Genomic DNA, 17,300 nt, shown 5'->3' on the forward strand with positions numbered 1-17,300 from the left:
CGCGCGGGGGCCCTTCTCCGCGTGAGGGCGCGCCGCCGTCCGGCTCGGGGCACGGCCTCGGCGCGGGGCGCCGTCCGGCAGGGTGCACCGCCCGCCGCACGACCGCCGCGGCCGGGGCGGGGCTGCCGGGTGGGGGCGTGCCCCGGTGCGGGATCGTTCCCTTACCACGTGGGCCGCTCCCCCGGGGCTTCCGCATCATGTTCCCGTCGCCCGGGCAGGTGATCCGGGGATAATCGGCGCGCGGATCACACATGGATCGACCGGCGAGGAACGCACTCCGCCGCGGAAGAGGGAAGGCGTCTGATGGGTACGCAGCAGGAGAAGGACGAGCTGTACGCACTCGACATCTCGGGGGTGGAGTGGCTGAGCGCCCCGGGCACCGAGGAGGCGGAGGAGCGGGTGGAGATCGCCCACCTGCCGGGCGGCGCCGTCGCGATGCGGTCCTCCCTGGACCCGGAGACGGTGCTGCGCTACACGGAGGCGGAGTGGCGGGCCTTCGTCCTGGGCGCGCGGGACGGCGAGTTCGACCTCACGTAGGCCCCGGCGCGTACGGGTGACCCCCGAGCGGGCCCAGAGCGCGGAAGAGGGGCACGGCCCGGTGGGCGTGCCCCTCTTCCGTGCGTGACGGGGCCGGTGAGGGCCCGGCGGTCAGTACGCCTCGGTGAACAGGCGCGAGGCCTTCACGTCGGTGGAACGGTAGCTGTCCTTGCCGTTCTCGATGATCTTCGCGACGTGCTCGAGCCGGTCCTTCATGTGGTCGGCCTTACCCTTGTACTGCTTCTGGAGACTGACGTACCCGGCGTGGGCGTCACCGTCCCAGGTGTCGGTGACGACCTTGAGGGCGGCATCCATCTCTTCGAGGTCCTTGATGATGTTGCGCGACACCGTGCGGATGCGGTTCGCCATCTCCTGGACGCTCTCGTACCTGACCTTGGTGTTCGGATCTGCTCCGGCCATCTGTCTGCTCCTGGTGTTCGGCGTGCGACGTGTACGGATGAGGGGGCGACGCCCGGGCTCAGAGGTTGTTGAGCCCGGAGGTGTTGCCCGAGGAGGCGGACTCCTTGACGGCGTTGAAGGCCGCGCGGACCTCGTCGTCGTTGGCGTTGCTGAGGTTCTTGGTCTGGCTCACACCGTTGAGGAGCACACCCAGCAGGCGGCGGATGTCGTCGTGGTCCTCGTTGATCACGATCTGTGCGGATGTGAATCCGCCGGCACCGACACCGGTCCATCCCGCACTGACCGTCGCCAGGATGTCGGCCAGTTCACGGGACTGCCTGGACACCGCCTGGGAGGTCTCGATGATCTTGTTCTTCGCCTGGACGATCGGATCGTCGCCAAGCCCGAAACCGGAACCGGTGTTGCTCATCCGGAGGTCCTATCTCTCAGTTCCCGGGCCTGTCCGCGGGCCGCGGACAGGCTTGTTGCTGCACGGGGTCCCGGAAGCCGCCGGCGGTGTTCGCACACCCCGGAATCGGACTTTGCCACTTCTCGTTCCCCCGTCACACACGTGAAGTCTGCTACCACCCTAGTCACTTCGTCATCTCTCCCCAACTGCGCTTCACCGGGAGAGATCCAGCTCACCGGATGGCCTCCCGGCGCACACCGCGCCGTCTCCGGACATCACGGGCGACCGTCGCCGTACCGGCCACGACGCAGACCAGGACGGCCGCCAGGGCCAGGGCGTAGGTCGCGTAGCGCTCGCTGCGCTCCTGCGCCGTCTCGGACATCGCGAGGTGGGCCGGCCGGGGCGCGGGCGCCTTGGCCGGAGCGGGGTCGGGGCGGGGGGCGGCGAGCGGGGCGTCGTCCTTGTCACCGGCCAGCGCGCGCACGGGGTCGACCACCCCCCAGCCGACGAAGTCGTCGTGGCCCCGGATGGAACGCTCGGCGGTCTGCTCGATCCGGGCGACGATCTCGGCGGGGCTCCACGTGGGGTACTTCGCCACCAGGAGGGCGGCCACGCCCGCCACGTAGGGCGCGGAGAAGCTGGTGCCGTTGTCGGTGCACTGGCCGTCGCCAGGGACCGTGGAGACGATGTCGACGCCCGGGGCGGCGACTCCGACGAAGTCACCTGCCTGCGAGAAGGGGGCGCGTTCGTTGTTCCGGTCGGACGAGGCGACGGCGAGTACGCCGGGGAAGGCGGCGGGGTACGTCTGCTTCCGCTTGCCGTCCATGCCGTCGTTGCCCGCCGAGGCGACGACGACGATGTCCTCCGCGAGCGCCCTGGCGACGGCCCTGCCCAGCGCCGAGTCTCCGGACAGCGGTTTCGTGGTGTCCTGCGAGATGTTGATGACCTTGGCGCCCTCGGCGATCGCGTGGTCGATCGCGGTGGCCATCGTGGTGTCCTTGCCGCTGTTCTTCTCGTCGTTCTGGCGGATCGGGATGATCGTCGCCTCGGGGGCGATACCCACGAACCCGGTCCCCTTGCGCGGGCGGGCGGCGATGATGCCGGCGACCTTGGTGCCGTGGCCGACCTCGTCCGTGGTGCCGTCGCGGCTGCCCCCCTCGAGGAGGTTGCGTCCGGCGGACACGTCGACGGCGTCGGCGAGCTGCGGGTTGGCGTTGTCCACGCCGGTGTCGATGACCGCGACCCGTACGCCCTTGCCCTTGGTGTCCTGCCACAGCTCGTCGAGCAGGACGCGCTGCAGCGACCAGGGCCGGCCCTCGAACTGCTCCTTCATCGGGAAGGTGCATTCGCCGCTGCCGTCCAGGACCGTCCCGGTCCCCCGCCCCGGTCCCTCGGCGGCGTACGCGGTGTGCGGCGCCACCAGTGCGGCCAGTGCGGCGGTGGCCGCCGTCAGAGCGGCCGTCTTCCGGTGCAACATCTGTTCCTCTCCCCCGGTCCCGCGTGCGTGACGATGCCGGTACGGCTACGAGCCCTGGGGCTGGCGTGCGCTGTTGGTGTCGAGCCTGGGGCCCTTGGACAGGAACTCGGACCAGGCGATGGGCACGAGCGAGGGGGTGACCTTCTCGTAGCCCAGCCGGATCTGCGCCTGACTGGCCTCGGGCCTGCCGTCCTCGGCCTGCGGGCCGCTGCCGATGTCGGAGCGCTCGGCGTCGCTGTCGCCGTTCGCCTGGACCGCGTAGCGCAGCCCGGTGTCGGTCACCAGGAAGAGTGAGCCGTCGGGCTTGGTCTGCTCACCCCTGACCTGGGTGTAGAGCAGTCCGCTGCCGGGGGTGACATAGGTGCTGGTGCCGCCGGCGTTGATGGTGGCGGGGTAGGCGGCGCCGGCCCAGGTGCTCAGCGTCGTACGTCCCTTGTCGTCGACCTTGCGCAGCACGCTGCACACGGTGTCCCGACTGGCGTCACCGCCGGCCGAGTTGACCTGTTCGGCCTTGTGCGCGGGCCAGCGGGCGGCCTGGCCCTCGAAGGTCCGGCTGTCCGGCACGAAGTCCTGGAGGCCGACGGCGCGGGCCTCGCTGTCGAGGTTCAGGGGCGCGGTCTGGGGGGAGTTGATCAGCAGCCAGGCGGTGAATTCGGAGACCGGCTGGACCTTGCCGTCGAGGACGACGTAGTGCGTCGTGCCCTCGCCGGTCCTGGTCCGCAGCACCATGCCGACCTTGTTCTCCTCGGCGGAGAGCTGGCCCTGGATGTGCGCGGGCGCCCCGACCGTGCCCGGGATCCGCGGGAAGACGAGCGGGCTGCCCTCGTGGAGGGTGTCCAGCCAGTCGTCGGTGACGGCCTGCGGCTGCCTGCTGCCGACGAGGGCGTTGGTCAGGTGGCCGTCGTCGGTCGCCTTCTCGTCGATGCGGTAGCGGGTGCCGCTCGCGTCGACCAGATAGCGTGCCTGGTCCTGGCCCTGGACGTAGAGCACCTGGCCGCCGGTGAGCCGGCCGGCGCCCTCGGTCAGCTTGTCGTCACGTCCGGCGAAGACGAAGGCGGCCTTCTGTACGGTGTTGCCCTTGCCCCCGGGCTGTTCGCAGACAGCCCAGCGCTTGGCCGTGCCCGCGTCCTTGGCCTCGGGCAGCCGGTCGGGGGCGTACGGAATGCCGAGGATCGGGCCCCGCGGGGGCTTGCCGGCGTCCAGGATGTCGTCGCCGACCTGGATGACGCCGAACTGCTGCGGGGTGAGCAGCAGCCGGGCGGACGCGAGGTTGAGCACGGGGTGGAGCAGGGACTTCTTCTGCTTGCCCTCGCCGGTCTCCAGGACGACGTAACGGGTGGTCGACTTCTTGCCGACGATGACCTTGGTACCGGGCTTGTCCCAGTCCTTGGGCGCGGTGGGCTTGAACATCCCCCAGGCGCCGAATCCCGCGACGATCAGAGCGCCGACGACGAGGCTCGGGACGACGGCGCGCAGGGGGCGTGGGGCGCCCTCCTCGGTACCGGTGGGCGAGGGTTGGAGGAATGCGGCCACCGTGCGCTTCTTCGCAAAGGTGTACGCGTTGAGCTCGTCCCGCCGTGATGCCATGAGTGTGTCTGTCTCCCGTGTCTCCCCGCGCGGCCCAGGAGCGTACGCATCCCCGTCCCCTGTGCCGGACCCGGTACCGGACCCTGGTGCCGGACCGGCCCCTACTATGCCTGCTGATCCCGTGTACCGGTGGGGCGGGTAGGGTGATCCAGCCGCCGAAGCCCCGGCGGGAGCGGGGCGGTCGGGTTGAGTTGGGCCTTATGAACGGGGGAATGCCGGAATGATGGCTTCCGCGACGCGGACACGTCCGGCCGGGAACGCACAGCCCTCCAGGAGCTCCGGAACGGGCCGCCCGGGGTCTTCCCGCCGCGGTTCCGGCAGGCCTCCGAGCGGCCCCCAGGGCCCCGGCGGCGCTGCGGCTCCTCGACTGAACGGACGTGCCGGACAGATCGGTTCGTTCCGATTGCAACAGCTCGTACTGATCGAAATCGCGGCGGCGCTGCTCGTGACGGCCTGGGTGATCGAGCCGCTGCTGCTCCTGCCCGCGGGCGTCGTCGCGGCGGTGCTGGTGCTGCTCGCCGTCGTCCGCCGCCACCGCCGCTCGCTGCCGGAGTGGCTGGCCACCGTCGTCGCGCTGCGCGCCCGTGCCCGCCGGGCGGCGACGCTGACGGTGCCGGCGGGTACGGAGCCCGGTCTGGCGCCCGCCGTGGAGTGCGAACCCGCCCTGCGTACGTACTCCTTCAGCGACCGCGACCGGCGCCCGGTCGGGATGATCGGCGACGGGACGTACCTCTCCACCGTCGTCCAGGTCGAGTCGGACGCGACGGCCCTGCGGCCGGACCGTTCGGCACGGCCGCTGCCGCTGGCCCTCGTGCGGGAGGTGCTGGAGGTCGACGGCATCCGGCTGGAGTCGGCGCAGATCGTCCAGCACACCCAGCCGGCTCCGGCTCCGCATCTGCCGAAGCAGTCGGTGGCCGCGCGCAACTACGCGCCGCTGCAGGCCCAGACGGGTTCCCCGGCGGTGCGCATCACCTGGATCGCGCTGAAGCTGGACCCGGAACTCTGCCCGGAGGCGGTGGAGGCACGCGGTGGCGGGCTCACCGGTGCGCAGAAGTGCGCGGTGCGTGCCGCCGACCAGCTGGCCAGCCGGCTGACCGGGGCAGGTTTCCGCGCGACCGTGCTGACGGAGCAGGAACTGACCTCGGCGATCGCCACGTCGGCGTGCGTCAGCCCGCTGGCCATGGCGCAGGCCAGCCGGTCGGAGACGCCGGGCCGCCGCACCGAGGAGACCTCGCGCACCTGGCGCTGCGACGACCGGTGGCACACCAGCTACTGGGTGAGCCGCTGGCCGCACCTCGGCGGCGGTGGCGCCTCGATGCCCCAGCTGGTGGCGCTGCTCACCTCCATCCCGGCGCTGGCGACGACCTTCAGCCTGACGCTGGGCCACGGCGACCGCTCCGCGGTCTCGGTCACCGGTCATGTCCGTATCACCGGGCGCAGCGACGAGGAGCTCCTCGCGGCCCGTCATGAACTCGAGCGCACCGCACGGGGCGTGAAGGCGTCGCTGGTCCGGCTGGACCGCGAACAGCTGCCCGGTGTGCTCGCCACGCTGCCGCTCGGGGGTACCCGCTGATGTCCGCCACCACGAGCGCCCGTGCCCGGCTCGGCTTCGGTCTGATCGGCCCCCGCCGCGGCCGGCACACGGTCTCCTTCGAGGAGCTGTCCACCCTTGCCGTGCCCGTCGGGGACGACGGGACCGTGATCGGCGTGGACGCCGAGGGCCGCCCCGCGGTGCTGGGTGTCAACAGGCCGACGCCGTACGAGATCACGCTGATCGGCGGGCTGTGGACCGCGCAGGTCCTGGCCCTGCGGGCGGCGGCCACGGGCGCGCGGATCGCCGTGGAGACGGGACGCGCGCAGGCCTGGACGGCGCTCGCGCAGGCCGCGGGCGGGGGGCAGCCGTGCATCTCGCTGCACGACGTGGGGCGGGTGCCGCCGCAGGGCGCGTCGGCCGGGTCCCCCGTCGTCGTGGTGCGCGACTGCGGTATGCGTCCCCCGCGCGGGCGGGTGGTGGCGGGTCCCTGGCAGTCCGTGGTCACCCTGCTGCCGTACCTGAGCCCGGTGGCGCCCCGGCTGATGGAGAAGTCGGCGCTCGTGGGCGTGCAGCGGGTCTCCCCCGACGAGGCGGCACAGATCGGCCGGATCATGAATCTGCCGGCCGCCGAGACCCACGCGCTGTCCACCCTGGCCGACGGGGTCACCCTGTGGTGTACGGGCCGGGACCGGCAGTTCGTGATGACCCAGGCGACCGACGCCGAGTCCGGACTGCTGGGCAGCGCACGGCGGATGGACTGACCGGGACCGCGGGTCCCGGTCCCCGGCCGTCGCGAACGGCCCACTCCGTGCGGGCAGATGTGCGCTTTTCGACCGCTTCGGCCCGCCCTGTCATCCACACTTGGTTCACTTGTGGCGGGACGTGACCTACTGGACAGTTCTTCCCGTGCGATACGGCCTGCCGTTGGGTGCCCCATGGCGATTAGGGTGGGTGGGGCGCGGCAGAGGAACCTGCGGGCAGGCACTGCGCGTCGCAAGGGGGAGAGCCGGGCGGATCGGACCACGGGAACGGTCGCCCCCACCCCCCACGGCACAAGGGTGCTCGACCACACCAGGAGGCAAAGTGAACGGCGATCGGGACGAGATCCGCGGGGGATGGAACACGCCCGTCGACGAGTCGTCCGACGCGGAGCCCGCCGAGATGACGGGTGAGTTCACCATCGACTACACCCCTCCCGCCTGGTACACCCAGAACGCGTCCGGGGACTCGTCGGGCGGTGCGGGCTCGCACCTGGCGCCTCCGCCGCCGCAGGGGGCGCCTCTGTCCGTACCGGGGCTTCCGGCCCCCGGCGGATTCGACGGCTGGCCGCCGGCGGTGCCGTCCGGCACGGCGAACCAGGGTGCGGCGCCCACGGGTACGGCGCCTGCGGGTGCCTCGGCCTCGGGTGCGGCTCAGGAACCGTCCGCGTCCTCGCCCGGCCCCTCCCCCACGCCTGCCTCCGACCCGGTGCCCTCGGCTTCCCCGGCCACTCCCGGCCCCGGGACGCCTGGCGCCTCCGGCCCGTTCGGTGGCGGCGACGTGGAGAGCGGGGCCACCATGCGCTTCTCCCCCGCGGCGCTGAAGCGGGAGATCGCCGAGCGCGAGGCAGCGGCCGAGGCCGAGGCCGCGGTGTCCGCCCCGGGCACCGCGGCCGGACCCGCACCCGCCGTCTCCGCCGAGGACGAGGACGAGGACGCGGCCCCGTCCGCCGCCCCCGCGGGCGAGGAGGAGTCCGGGGGTTCCGAGGAGCCCGGGGCGAGCGGCAAGGCCGGCGCCCTCGCTCCCGCGACGGACCCGGGCGAGGACACCGCCCCGGCCCAGGAGGACGGCGAACCGGCCCCCGAAGCCGAGCCCGCCGAAGCCCCCGTGGACGCCGTGCTCCAGGACGCGGTGCCCCAGGACACCCCGCCGGCCGCCGAGGGCGGGACGGCTCCCGCCGACGCGCCGCTGTCCCCCGCCGCCCCGCAGGACCCGGCGCCCGGCGCCACGCCGGCCCCGTGGTCGCCCGCACCCGCGCAGGGTGCCCTTCCGCCGCTTCCGCCCGCCTTCCAGCCGGCCGCGCCGCAGCCGGGTACGCCGCAGCCCGCGTCCCAGTGGCCCGCACAGACGTCGCAGCCCACGCCGCCGCCCCCGCCCGCGCAGACGCCGCCGGCACAGCCCGGGGCGTCCGCGCCGCAGGGCGGTCACGGCTTCCCGCAGACGCCTGCGCCCGGTGGCGACCCGCAGGGAGGGTACGGCTTCCCGCAGGCGGCCCCGGCCCCCGCTCAGGCCGCACCGCAGCCGCCCGCGCAGGCACCCCTGCCGGCGCGGCCCGACCTGCCCGCGCCGCAGGGTGGTTACGGCTTCCCCCAGCAGCCGCAGCAGCCGTTCCCCGTCCCGAACGCGCCCCAGCTGCCCGCTGCCGCGCCGCCGCAGGGGGGGTACGGCTTCCCGGCCCCGCAGGCCGCCCCGCAGCCGCAGTTCCCGGCTCAGGGCGCCCCGCTCCCGCCGCAGTTCCCGCAGCAGCAGGCCCAGCCCACACCGAACCTGCCCGCCCCGCAGCAGCCTCAGCCGCATCACCAGCAGCAGCCCGAGGCGTACCGGCCTCAGCCGGCCGCGCCCCAGGCGCCGCCCGTCGACCCGCGTACCGGCGCCGCCTGGCCCACCCCGGTCACACACGACCAGCGCGAGCGTTCCGTGCCGGGTGCGCCGCTCGGGTACACCGCCGCCGTGGAGCTCTCGTCGGACCGGCTGGTCCGGGGCAAGCAGAAGGCCAAGAGCAGCCGTGGCCCCTCCGGCGCCTCCCGCTTCAAGCTGGGCGGCAAGAAGGAGGAGATGGAGCGCCTGCGGAAGCTGGACCTGATCCGCACGCCGGTGCTCTCCTGCTACCGGATCGCCGTCATCAGCCTCAAGGGGGGCGTCGGCAAGACCACGACGACGACCGCGCTCGGCGCCACCCTCGCCACCGAGCGGCAGGACAAGATCCTCGCCATCGACGCCAACCCGGACGCCGGTACGCTCGGCCGCCGCGTGCGCCGCGAGACCGGGGCCACCATCCGCGACCTGGTGCAGGCGATCCCGTACCTCAACTCGTACATGGACATCCGCCGCTTCACCTCGCAGGCGCCCTCCGGTCTGGAGATCATCGCCAACGACGTGGACCCCGCGGTCTCCACGACCTTCAACGACGAGGACTACCGCAGGGCGATCGACGTGCTGGGCAAGCAGTACCCGATCATCCTCACCGACTCGGGTACGGGTCTGCTCTACAGCGCGATGCGCGGTGTGCTCGACCTCGCCGACCAGCTGATCATCATCTCGACGCCGTCCGTCGACGGTGCCTCCAGCGCGTCCACCACGCTGGACTGGCTGTCCGCGCACGGCTACGCCGACCTGGTGCAGCGCTCTCTGACGGTCATCTCCGGCGTCCGGGAGACCGGGAAGATGATCAAGGTCGACGACATCGTGCAGCACTTCGAGACGCGCTGCCGGGGCGTGGTCGTCGTACCGTTCGACGAGCACCTGTCGGCGGGCGCCGAGGTCGACCTCGACATGATGCGCCCGAAGACCCGCGAGGCCTACTTCAACCTCTCCGCGCTCGTCGCCGAGGACTTCCAGCGGGCCCAGCAGCAGCAGGGCCTGTGGACGTCGGACGGCAGCAGCCCTCCGCCGCAGTACGCCCCGCCGATGCCGGGCGGGCAGACGCCGGGTCAGCAGGTGCCCGGCCAGGGGCAGTACGCGCCGCATCCGCAGCCCGGTCAGCCGTACCCCGCACAGCCGCAGCAGCCGTACCCTCCGCAGCAGCCGTACGGGGGACAGCAGCCCTACCCGGGGCAGCAGCCTCCCCAGCAGCCCGCGTCACCCCAGCAGCCGTACCCGCCGCACCCCGGCCAGGGCTTGCAGCACAACGGCTGGCAGCAGACGCCGCCCGCCCAGGCGCAGCCAGGAGCGCATCCCGCCGGGCCGCCTCCCGCGCCCGCGCACCACGATGGCCAGGCACATCAGCCAGGGCAGTCCGATCTGCACGGCCCCGTTCCGCCCGCGGGGTGGCAGCAGCACCCTCCGCAGCCGCCGTCGGCGCCTCAGCAGTAAGGCAGTAGAGGTCTAAACCAATGAGGGCTCGCACCGTCCACCCGGTGCGGGCCCTCATCGCATTCCCGCAGACCACACGCGGTTTCGCCGACCGTTGACGCGACTCGACCGCCGCTGATAGACCTTCGCTTCACCAGCTGGCGAACCAGAGATCTGCCCGCCTTCACCGTGCGAGTCATGACGCGAGGTCTACGTCCATGGTCACAAGTTTCCCTCCACGCTCCTCCCGCCCACACGGCCGCCTGCGCATCCTTCTCGCCTCCGGGGCCGCCGCCTTCGCGCTGGCCGCCGGTTCGGTCGTCCCCGGAAATCCGCTCGCCCCCGCCCCGCAGGAAGCACAGGCCGACGAGGGCGGTTCGACCCTCACGGTCGCGGTCGCGCAGAGCGTCGACTCCCTGAGCCCGTTCCTCGCGCAGCGGCTCGTCTCCACGAGCATCCACCGGCTGATGTATGACTACCTCACCAACTACGACGCCAAGGACAGCCACACGATCCCGGGTCTGGCCACCGCCTGGGAGGCCTCGCCGGACAAGCTGACCTGGACGTACACCATCCGGGACGACTCGAAGTGGTCGGACGGCGAGAAGGCCACCGCCGAGGACGCGGCCTGGACGTTCAACACGATGATGACCGACGAGGGCGCCGGCACCTCCAACGGCAGCTTCGTGGCCAACTTCAAGAAGGTGACCGCTCCCAGCCCGGACAAGCTGGTCATAGAGCTGAAGCAGCCCCAGGCCACGATGACCGCGCTGGACGTGCCCATCGTCCCCAAGCACGTGTGGGAGAAGGTCGGCGACTTCTCGAAGTTCAACAACGACACGAAGTTCCCGATCGTCGGCAACGGGCCGTTCATCCTGACGGACTACAAGGTCGACAGCTATGTGAAGCTCAAGGCCAACAAGGACTTCTGGCGGGGTGCGCCCAAGTTCGACGAGCTCGTCTTCCGGTACTACAAGGACCAGGACGCAGCCGTCGCCGCCCTCCGAAAGGGTGAAGTTTCCTTCGTCGCCGGCAGCCCCAGCCTGACCCCCGCTCAGGCGGACGCGCTGAAGAGCGCCGAGAACATCAAGGTGAACGACGCCCCCGGCCGCCGCTTCTACGCACTGGCCACCAACCCGGGCGCGCAGACCAAGGACGGCAAGAAGTTCGGCGACGGCCACACGGCGCTGCTGGACCAGAAGGTCCGTCAGGCGCTCTTCATGGCCGTGGACCGCACGACCATCATCGACAAGGTCTTCCAGGGCCACGCCATAGAGGGCGAGGGCTACATCCCGCCGCGCTACGACTCCTACTTCTGGAAGCCGACGGCGGAGCAGAAGCTCGCCCACGACCCGGCGAAGGCCGGCGCCCTCCTCGACGAGGCGGGGTACAAGAAGAACAGCGCCGGCAAGCGGACGGGCAAGGACGGCAAGCCGCTCGACTTCCGCATCCTGTGCCACGCCACCGACCCGAACGACAAGGCGATCGGCAAGTACCTCCAGGAGTGGTGGGGCGACCTCGGTGTCGGTCTGAAGGTCGACTGCCGCGACAACGTCTCCGACCCCTGGTACGCCGGTGAGTACGACCTCGCCTTCGACGGGTGGTCGGTGAACCCCGACCCCGACTTCGTGATGTCGATCCACACCTGCGCCGCACTGCCGGCCAAGGCGAAGGAGACGGCGCAGACCGACAACTTCATCTGCGACAAGCAGTACGACGAGCTCTACGCGAAGCAGCTGGCGGAGTACGACCCCGCCAAACGGGCCGATCTCGTCAAGCAGATGGAGTCGCGGCTGTACGACCTGGGATACATGAACGTCATGGCGTACCCGAATGCCGTCGAGGCCTACCGCACCGACCAGATCAAGTCCATCACGACCATGCCCTCGGACGGAGGCAACATCTACGGCCAGGACGGTTACTGGAGCTGGTGGTCGGCGGTCCCCGCGGCCGGCGCGTCGGGCGACTCGTCCGACGGCGGCAGCTCGACCGGGGTCCTCGTGGGTGTCGGGATCGCCGTAGTCGTCCTCGCCGGTGGCGGGCTGCTGTTCGCCATGCGTCGTCGTTCCACCGCGGAAGACCGTGAATAGTCCATGAGCACAGAAAGCACTCCCGCGCTCCTGAAGGGCGCGGCGGGCGTGGACAGCGCAGAGACCGACGGCCCGGCTCCGGCCGGGCCGTCGGCCCGCGGTCCCCGCGCCCGCGGCACGACCGCCTACCTCCGCTACGCGGCGGGCAAGCTGGCCGGCGCGGCCGTCTCGCTGTTCGCCGTGCTCGTCACCAGCTTCTTCCTCTTCCGTCTGATCCCCGGCGACCCGGTCAAGCAGATGACCGGGGGCCGGCAGGTGTCGTCCGAACAGATCGCCGCGATGCGCAAGGAATTCGGCCTGGACCTGCCGCTCTGGCAGCAGTTCACCGAGTACTGCGGCAAGGCCCTGACCGGGGACTTCGGCACCTCGTACCAGTTCCGCGCCCCCGTCATGGACAAGATCACCGAGGCGCTGCCCGCGACCCTGCTGCTGACCGGCACCGCCTTCGTGATCTACACGGTCATCGGTATCTGGCTGGGCGCCAGGTCCGCCTGGCGCAACGGCTCGGCCGGTGACCGCTTCCACACGGCCTTCGCCCTGACCCTGTACTCGGTGCCGTCCTTCTGGCTCGGCCTGCTCCTGATCATCACCCTGTCCGTCGGCATCGGGCCGATCCCCGGCCTCTTCCCGACGGGCGGCATGGAGTCCGGCAGCGAGAGCGGCTTCGCGTACGTCGTCGACGTGGCCCATCACCTGGTGCTGCCGGTCGTCACCCTCGTCGCCGTGGAGTACGCGCGCACGCTGCTGGTGATGCGCTCCTCGCTGCTGGACGAGATGGGCAGCGACTACCTGACGACGGCCCGCGCCAAGGGCCTGCGCGACGACCTCGTGCGCCGCAGGCACGCGGTGCCCAACGCCATGCTGCCGACCGTGACCCTGCTCTTCGTCAACCTGGGCAACACGGTCGCGGGCGCCATCCTCGTGGAGACGGTCTTCTCCTGGCCCGGGCTGGGTGGCCTCTTCTACCAGGCTCTGAGCGTGCCCGACCTGCCTCTCGTGCAGGCCCTGTTCTTCATCTTCGCCGCCGCGGTGATCCTGATGAACACGCTCGCCGACGTGATCTATCCGCTCCTCGATCCCCGGGTGGGCCGATGACAGCCACGACCGACTCCGCGCGGGCCCTCAGCCCCCGCGCGCTCACCTGGACCCGCCGGCGCCAGGCGGCGGCCCGGTTCTGGCAGCAGTACCGCGCCCACCGGGCCGGGCTGGCGGGCCTCACCGTGCTCGTCCTGATCGGCCTGGTCGCACTGGCCGCCCCGGTGCTGGTGGGCGCGGACTCGCAGAGCGTCACCGAGGCACCGGGCGGCCCGCTGGAGGCGCCGAGCGCCGCGTTCCCGCTCGGCACCGACCAGTTCGGCCGCAGCCTGCTCGCCCTACTGGTGTGGGGGACGCGGGTCTCGCTGACGGTCGGCCTGCTCGCCGCGTTCCTCTCGGTGGCGATCGGGACCCTGGTGGGCATCACGGCCGGCCACTTCAAGGGCTGGTACGGCAACGTCGTCATGCGGATCACCGACTGGTTCCTGGTGATGCCGACGCTGGTGCTCGCCATCGCGCTGGCGACCGTGCTCTCGCGGTCCCTCTGGACGACGGTCCTCGCCATCGGCGTGACGACCTGGCCGACGACCGCGCGGCTGGTGCGTGCCCAGACGCTGTCCGTGGAGTCCCGTCCGTACATCGAGCGCTCCCGGGCCCTCGGCGGCGGGCACCGCCACATCATGTCCCGCCATGTGCTGCCCAACGTCATGCCGCTGGTGCTCGCCCAGACCACGCTGGTGATCTCCACCGCCATCCTCACCGAGGCGACCCTCGCCTTCCTCGGGCTCGGCGACCCCACGGTCGTCTCCTGGGGCGGGCTGCTCCAGGACGCCCGTGAGGCCGGGGCGGTCAGCTCCGGAGACTGGTGGTACCTCGCTCCGCCCGGACTCGCCATCGCGGTGGTCGCGCTCGCGTTCACGCTGTGCGGCCGGACGATCGAGACCGTGCTCAACCCCAAGCTGGGGGTGTCCCGTTGACCGCTGTGAAGACCGAGAGCGTCGAGAGGCCGGAGACCGGCCGGCCACTGCTCGACGTACGCAATCTGCATGTCACCTACGGCTCCGGGGCCTCGGCCGTGCCCGCCGTCCGCGGTGTGGACCTACGGGTCGACGCCGGCCAGAAGCTCGGCATCGCCGGGGAGTCGGGCTGCGGGAAGTCGACCCTGGCGCTCGCGCTGCTGCGGCTGCTGCCCGCGTCCGCGACGCTGAGCGGGGAGATCCTGCTGGACGGCGAGGACGTCCTCACCATGAAGTGGGGCCGGCTGCGGGCGGTGCGCTGGGCGGGGGCGTCGATCGTCTTCCAGGGCGCGATGCACTCGCTGAACGCCGTGCACCGGATCGGGGACCAGATCGCGGAACCGATCCTGCTGCACGGCAGGGCCGGCCCCGCCGCGGCGCGCACCCGCGCCGGTGAGCTGCTGGAGCAGGTGGGACTACCGGCCGCCCGCGCGGACGCCTATCCGCACGAGCTCTCCGGTGGCCAGCGGCAGCGCGTGATGATCGCCATGGCGCTGGCCTGCGACCCCCGTCTGATCATCGCCGACGAACCGACGACCGCGCTGGACGTGATGATCCAGGCGCAGATCCTGCGGCTGATCGAGAAGCTCGTGGCCGACCAGGACCTCGGCCTGATCATGATCAGTCATGACCTCGCGGTGCTCTCCGACACCTGCGACCGGCTCGCGGTGATGTACGCCGGCCGGATCGTCGAGGAGGGGCCCGCGAAACAGGTCCACGAGAGCGCCAGGCACCCGTACGGCAGCGCCCTGTCGGCCGCCTTCCCGCGCATCGGCGACCTCGCGTCGCGGCACGCGCCACGCGGCCTCCCGGGCGACCCGCCGGACCCGTCGGCGCTGCCGTCCGGCTGCGCTTTCCATCCGCGCTGTCCGGCGGCGCTGGACATCTGCGCCACCGAGGACCAGGAGCTGCGGGTCGCGGGCCCGTCCCGGCGGGCCGCTTGCGTCCTGGTGGAGCCGGGCGCCGCCACGTCGACCGGCCCGTTCGGCGGCGCCGAGGAAGCGAGGAGCACCTCATGACCACCACTCCCCCCGCGCCCCTGCTCAGCGCCCAGTCCCTGGAGGTCGCCTTCCCCGGGCGGCGCGGGGCGGCGACGGCACGGGCGGTCGACGGGGTCGACCTCGACATCCGTCCCGGCGAGATCGTCGCCCTGGTCGGCGAGTCGGGCTGCGGCAAGACGACGCTGGCCCGTTCTCTGCTGGGCCTGGTGCCGCCGACCGCGGGGCGGGTCACCTTCGGCGGTGAGCCCCTCGACTACGGGGGCCGGGCGCTCAAGGCGTACCGCAAGCGGGTGCAGCTGGTCCTCCAGGATCCGAGCGGCTCCCTCAACCCGCGCCACACGGTGTACGACGCCGTGGCCGAGGGCCTGCGCATCCACGGGTACGCGGGCGACGAGCGGGCGGCCGTGACCCAGGCGCTGTCCCGGGCCGGGCTGCGGCCTCCGGAGCGGTTTTTCCTGCGCCATCCGCACGAGCTGTCCGGTGGTCAGCGCCAGCGCGTGGTGATCGCGGGCGCGCTGGTCCTGGAACCGGAGCTCATCGTCGCGGACGAGCCCGTGGCCTCGCTGGACGCGTCCGTGCGGGGCGAGATCCTCGCGCTGCTGCTGCGGCTGCGCGACGAGCTCGGCCTGTCGGCGCTGGTGGTGACGCACGACCTGGGGCTTGCCTGGAACATCGCGGACCGGGTCGCGGTGATGTATCTCGGGCGGATCGTGGAGACGGGTGACGTCGAGCAGATCCTCACGGCTCCCCGGCACCCCTACACCCAGGCCCTGCTGTCCGTGCTGCCGGAGGCGGACGGCGAGCCGGTGATCCTGAAGGGCGAACCGCCGGACCCGTCGAAGGTGCCGTCCGGCTGCCGCTTCCACGCCCGCTGCCAGATCCTGGCGTCGGGCGAGGCGGAGCGCGCGGGCGTCGCGGACGCGTGCCGCGGCACCGACCTGCCGGTGCTGGACGGGGGCGGGCTGCCCCAGGTCGCGTGCCACTGGGCGGCGGCCACCATGCAGGCGCCCGCAGCGGGCTAGGCCTCCCGGGTGTGGTGGATCGTGCCGGTGAGTTCGGTCAGGGGCCGCCCGGTGCCGCCCCAGTGGCGCTGGACGATCTCGGCCGCGATGGAGACCGCCGTCTCCTCCGGCGTCCGGGCCCCGAGGTCGAGACCGACCGGGGAGGCGAGGCGCGCGAGGGACGCCTCGTCCACCCCGGCCTCGCGCAGCCGGGCCGTCCGGTCGGCGTGGGTGCGCCGGCTGCCCATCACCCCGATGTACGCCGCGGGGGTGCGCAGGGCCGCGACGAGCAGGGGGACGTCGAACTTCGGGTCGTGCGTCAGGACGCACACCACCGTGCGGGTGTCCACCTCGGTCGACTCCAGATAGGTGTGCGGCCAGGCGCAGACCACCTCGTCGGCCGTGGGGAAGCGCTCCCGGGTCGCGAAGGCCGGCCGGGCGTCGCAGACGGTCACCCGGTAGCCGAGGAAGGACCCGATCCTCGCGGTGGCGGCGGCGTGGTCGATCGCTCCGAAGACCAGCATGCGGGGCGCGGGGGCGTACGTCTGGACGAAGACGGTAACGTCCTGCATCCGGCGCTCGCCGTGCGGGCCGTAGCCGGCGCTCTCCGTGGCGCCCTGCGCGAGCAGCCCGCGCGCGTCGTCGGTGACGGCCGCGTCCAGGCCCCCGTCCCGCAGCGAACCGGTGGTGCGGCCGGGCAGGACCAGCAGCCGCGCCCCCTGCGGCGCCGCTCCGGAGACCACCGTGGCGAGCGCGGCGGGTCTCCCGTCGGCGATCACCCCGGCGAGCTCCCGCAGCAGATCCCGGTCGGCCGGGGCGGTGTACGGCTGCACCAGGACGTCGATGGTGCCGCCGCAGGTCAGCCCGGCGCCGAAGGCCTCGTCGTCGCTGATGCCGTACGTCCGCAGCAGCGGGCGGCCCGTGGTGAGGGTCTCGGTGGCGGCCTCGTGGACGTCGCTCTCCACGCACCCGCCGGAGACGCTGCCCGCCACCTGCCCGGTCGCGGTCACCGCCATCACCGCGCCGGGCGCGCGCGGCGCGCTGCCCCGTACCGCGACGACCGTGGCCAGGGCGAAGGGCGTACCGGTGGTGTCCCAGTCGCGCAGTTCCCTCAGCAGTTCACGCACGCGGACGTCCTTCCGGCAGCGTCGGCTCCTACCCCCG

14 protein-coding genes are annotated in these 17,300 nt (G+C 72.4%); 9 read left to right on the top strand and 5 right to left on the bottom strand.

Features of this window, described 5'->3' with window-relative positions:
* Positions 1–303 precede the first annotated feature (303 nt).
* Positions 304–537, top strand: a complete 234-nt coding sequence (locus tag ACFY8O_RS00065) for a DUF397 domain-containing protein (protein ID WP_030933207.1) — start codon at positions 304–306, stop codon at positions 535–537.
* A gap of 111 nt (positions 538–648) precedes the next feature.
* Here ACFY8O_RS00065 and ACFY8O_RS00070 read toward each other — a convergent pair whose 3' ends face one another.
* The 4 genes from ACFY8O_RS00070 to eccB form a co-directional block, all read right to left on the bottom strand.
* Positions 649–957, bottom strand: coding sequence for a WXG100 family type VII secretion target (locus ACFY8O_RS00070; protein ID WP_145810664.1), 309 nt, complete (start codon positions 955–957; stop codon positions 649–651).
* 58 nt (positions 958–1,015) lie between these two features.
* A complete protein-coding gene (locus tag ACFY8O_RS00075; RefSeq protein ID WP_356746163.1) occupies positions 1,016–1,366 on the bottom strand; it encodes a hypothetical protein in 351 nt (116 codons plus the stop codon).
* A gap of 211 nt (positions 1,367–1,577) precedes the next feature.
* Entirely contained in the window at positions 1,578–2,822 is a 1,245-nt protein-coding gene (gene mycP, locus ACFY8O_RS00080; RefSeq protein ID WP_387897320.1) for a type VII secretion-associated serine protease mycosin, read from the bottom strand.
* Between the two features lie 45 nt (positions 2,823–2,867).
* Entirely contained in the window at positions 2,868–4,409 is a 1,542-nt protein-coding gene (gene eccB / locus ACFY8O_RS00085; RefSeq protein WP_387897321.1) for a type VII secretion protein EccB, read from the bottom strand.
* 223 nt (positions 4,410–4,632) lie between these two features.
* Here eccB and eccE point away from each other — a divergent pair, with 223 nt between their 5' ends.
* The 8 genes from eccE (at position 4,633) to ACFY8O_RS00125 (ending at position 16,157) form a co-directional block, all read left to right on the top strand.
* On the top strand, positions 4,633–5,982 hold the full coding sequence (gene eccE, locus ACFY8O_RS00090) for a type VII secretion protein EccE (protein WP_387897324.1): 1,350 nt from the start codon (positions 4,633–4,635) through the stop codon (positions 5,980–5,982).
* Positions 5,982–6,704, top strand: a complete 723-nt coding sequence (locus ACFY8O_RS00095) for a hypothetical protein (protein ID WP_145810674.1) — start codon at positions 5,982–5,984, stop codon at positions 6,702–6,704. Before eccE ends, ACFY8O_RS00095 begins: the two co-directional genes overlap by 1 nt.
* A gap of 322 nt (positions 6,705–7,026) precedes the next feature.
* Positions 7,027–10,014 (top strand): SCO5717 family growth-regulating ATPase, encoded by a 2,988-nt coding sequence (locus ACFY8O_RS00100; RefSeq protein ID WP_387897327.1) that lies wholly within the window; start codon positions 7,027–7,029, stop codon positions 10,012–10,014.
* Positions 10,015–10,211: 197 nt separating this feature from the next.
* Positions 10,212–12,083: an ABC transporter substrate-binding protein gene (locus tag ACFY8O_RS00105; RefSeq protein ID WP_145810678.1), complete on the top strand. Its 1,872-nt coding sequence runs from the start codon at positions 10,212–10,214 to the stop codon at positions 12,081–12,083.
* 3 nt (positions 12,084–12,086) lie between these two features.
* Positions 12,087–13,178 (top strand): ABC transporter permease, encoded by a 1,092-nt coding sequence (locus ACFY8O_RS00110; RefSeq protein WP_145810680.1) that lies wholly within the window; start codon positions 12,087–12,089, stop codon positions 13,176–13,178.
* Positions 13,175–14,095: an ABC transporter permease gene (locus tag ACFY8O_RS00115; RefSeq protein WP_145810682.1), complete on the top strand. Its 921-nt coding sequence runs from the start codon at positions 13,175–13,177 to the stop codon at positions 14,093–14,095. The genes ACFY8O_RS00110 and ACFY8O_RS00115 overlap by 4 nt, the downstream gene beginning before the upstream one ends.
* Positions 14,092–15,153: an ABC transporter ATP-binding protein gene (locus ACFY8O_RS00120; protein WP_387897331.1), complete on the top strand. Its 1,062-nt coding sequence runs from the start codon at positions 14,092–14,094 to the stop codon at positions 15,151–15,153. The genes ACFY8O_RS00115 and ACFY8O_RS00120 overlap by 4 nt, the downstream gene beginning before the upstream one ends.
* Positions 15,150–16,157 (top strand): oligopeptide/dipeptide ABC transporter ATP-binding protein, encoded by a 1,008-nt coding sequence (locus ACFY8O_RS00125; RefSeq protein ID WP_145810686.1) that lies wholly within the window; start codon positions 15,150–15,152, stop codon positions 16,155–16,157. Before ACFY8O_RS00120 ends, ACFY8O_RS00125 begins: the two co-directional genes overlap by 4 nt.
* On the opposite strand, the gene ACFY8O_RS00130 is transcribed toward ACFY8O_RS00125, so the two are convergent.
* A complete protein-coding gene (locus ACFY8O_RS00130) occupies positions 16,154–17,263 on the bottom strand; it encodes an XdhC family protein (RefSeq protein WP_387897336.1) in 1,110 nt (369 codons plus the stop codon). The genes ACFY8O_RS00125 and ACFY8O_RS00130 overlap by 4 nt on opposite strands.
* Between the last annotated feature and the right edge of the window lie 37 nt (positions 17,264–17,300).

The organism is Streptomyces argenteolus (genome assembly GCF_042902585.1).
GTDB classification, from domain to species: Bacteria; Actinomycetota; Actinomycetes; order Streptomycetales; family Streptomycetaceae; genus Streptomyces; species Streptomyces argenteolus.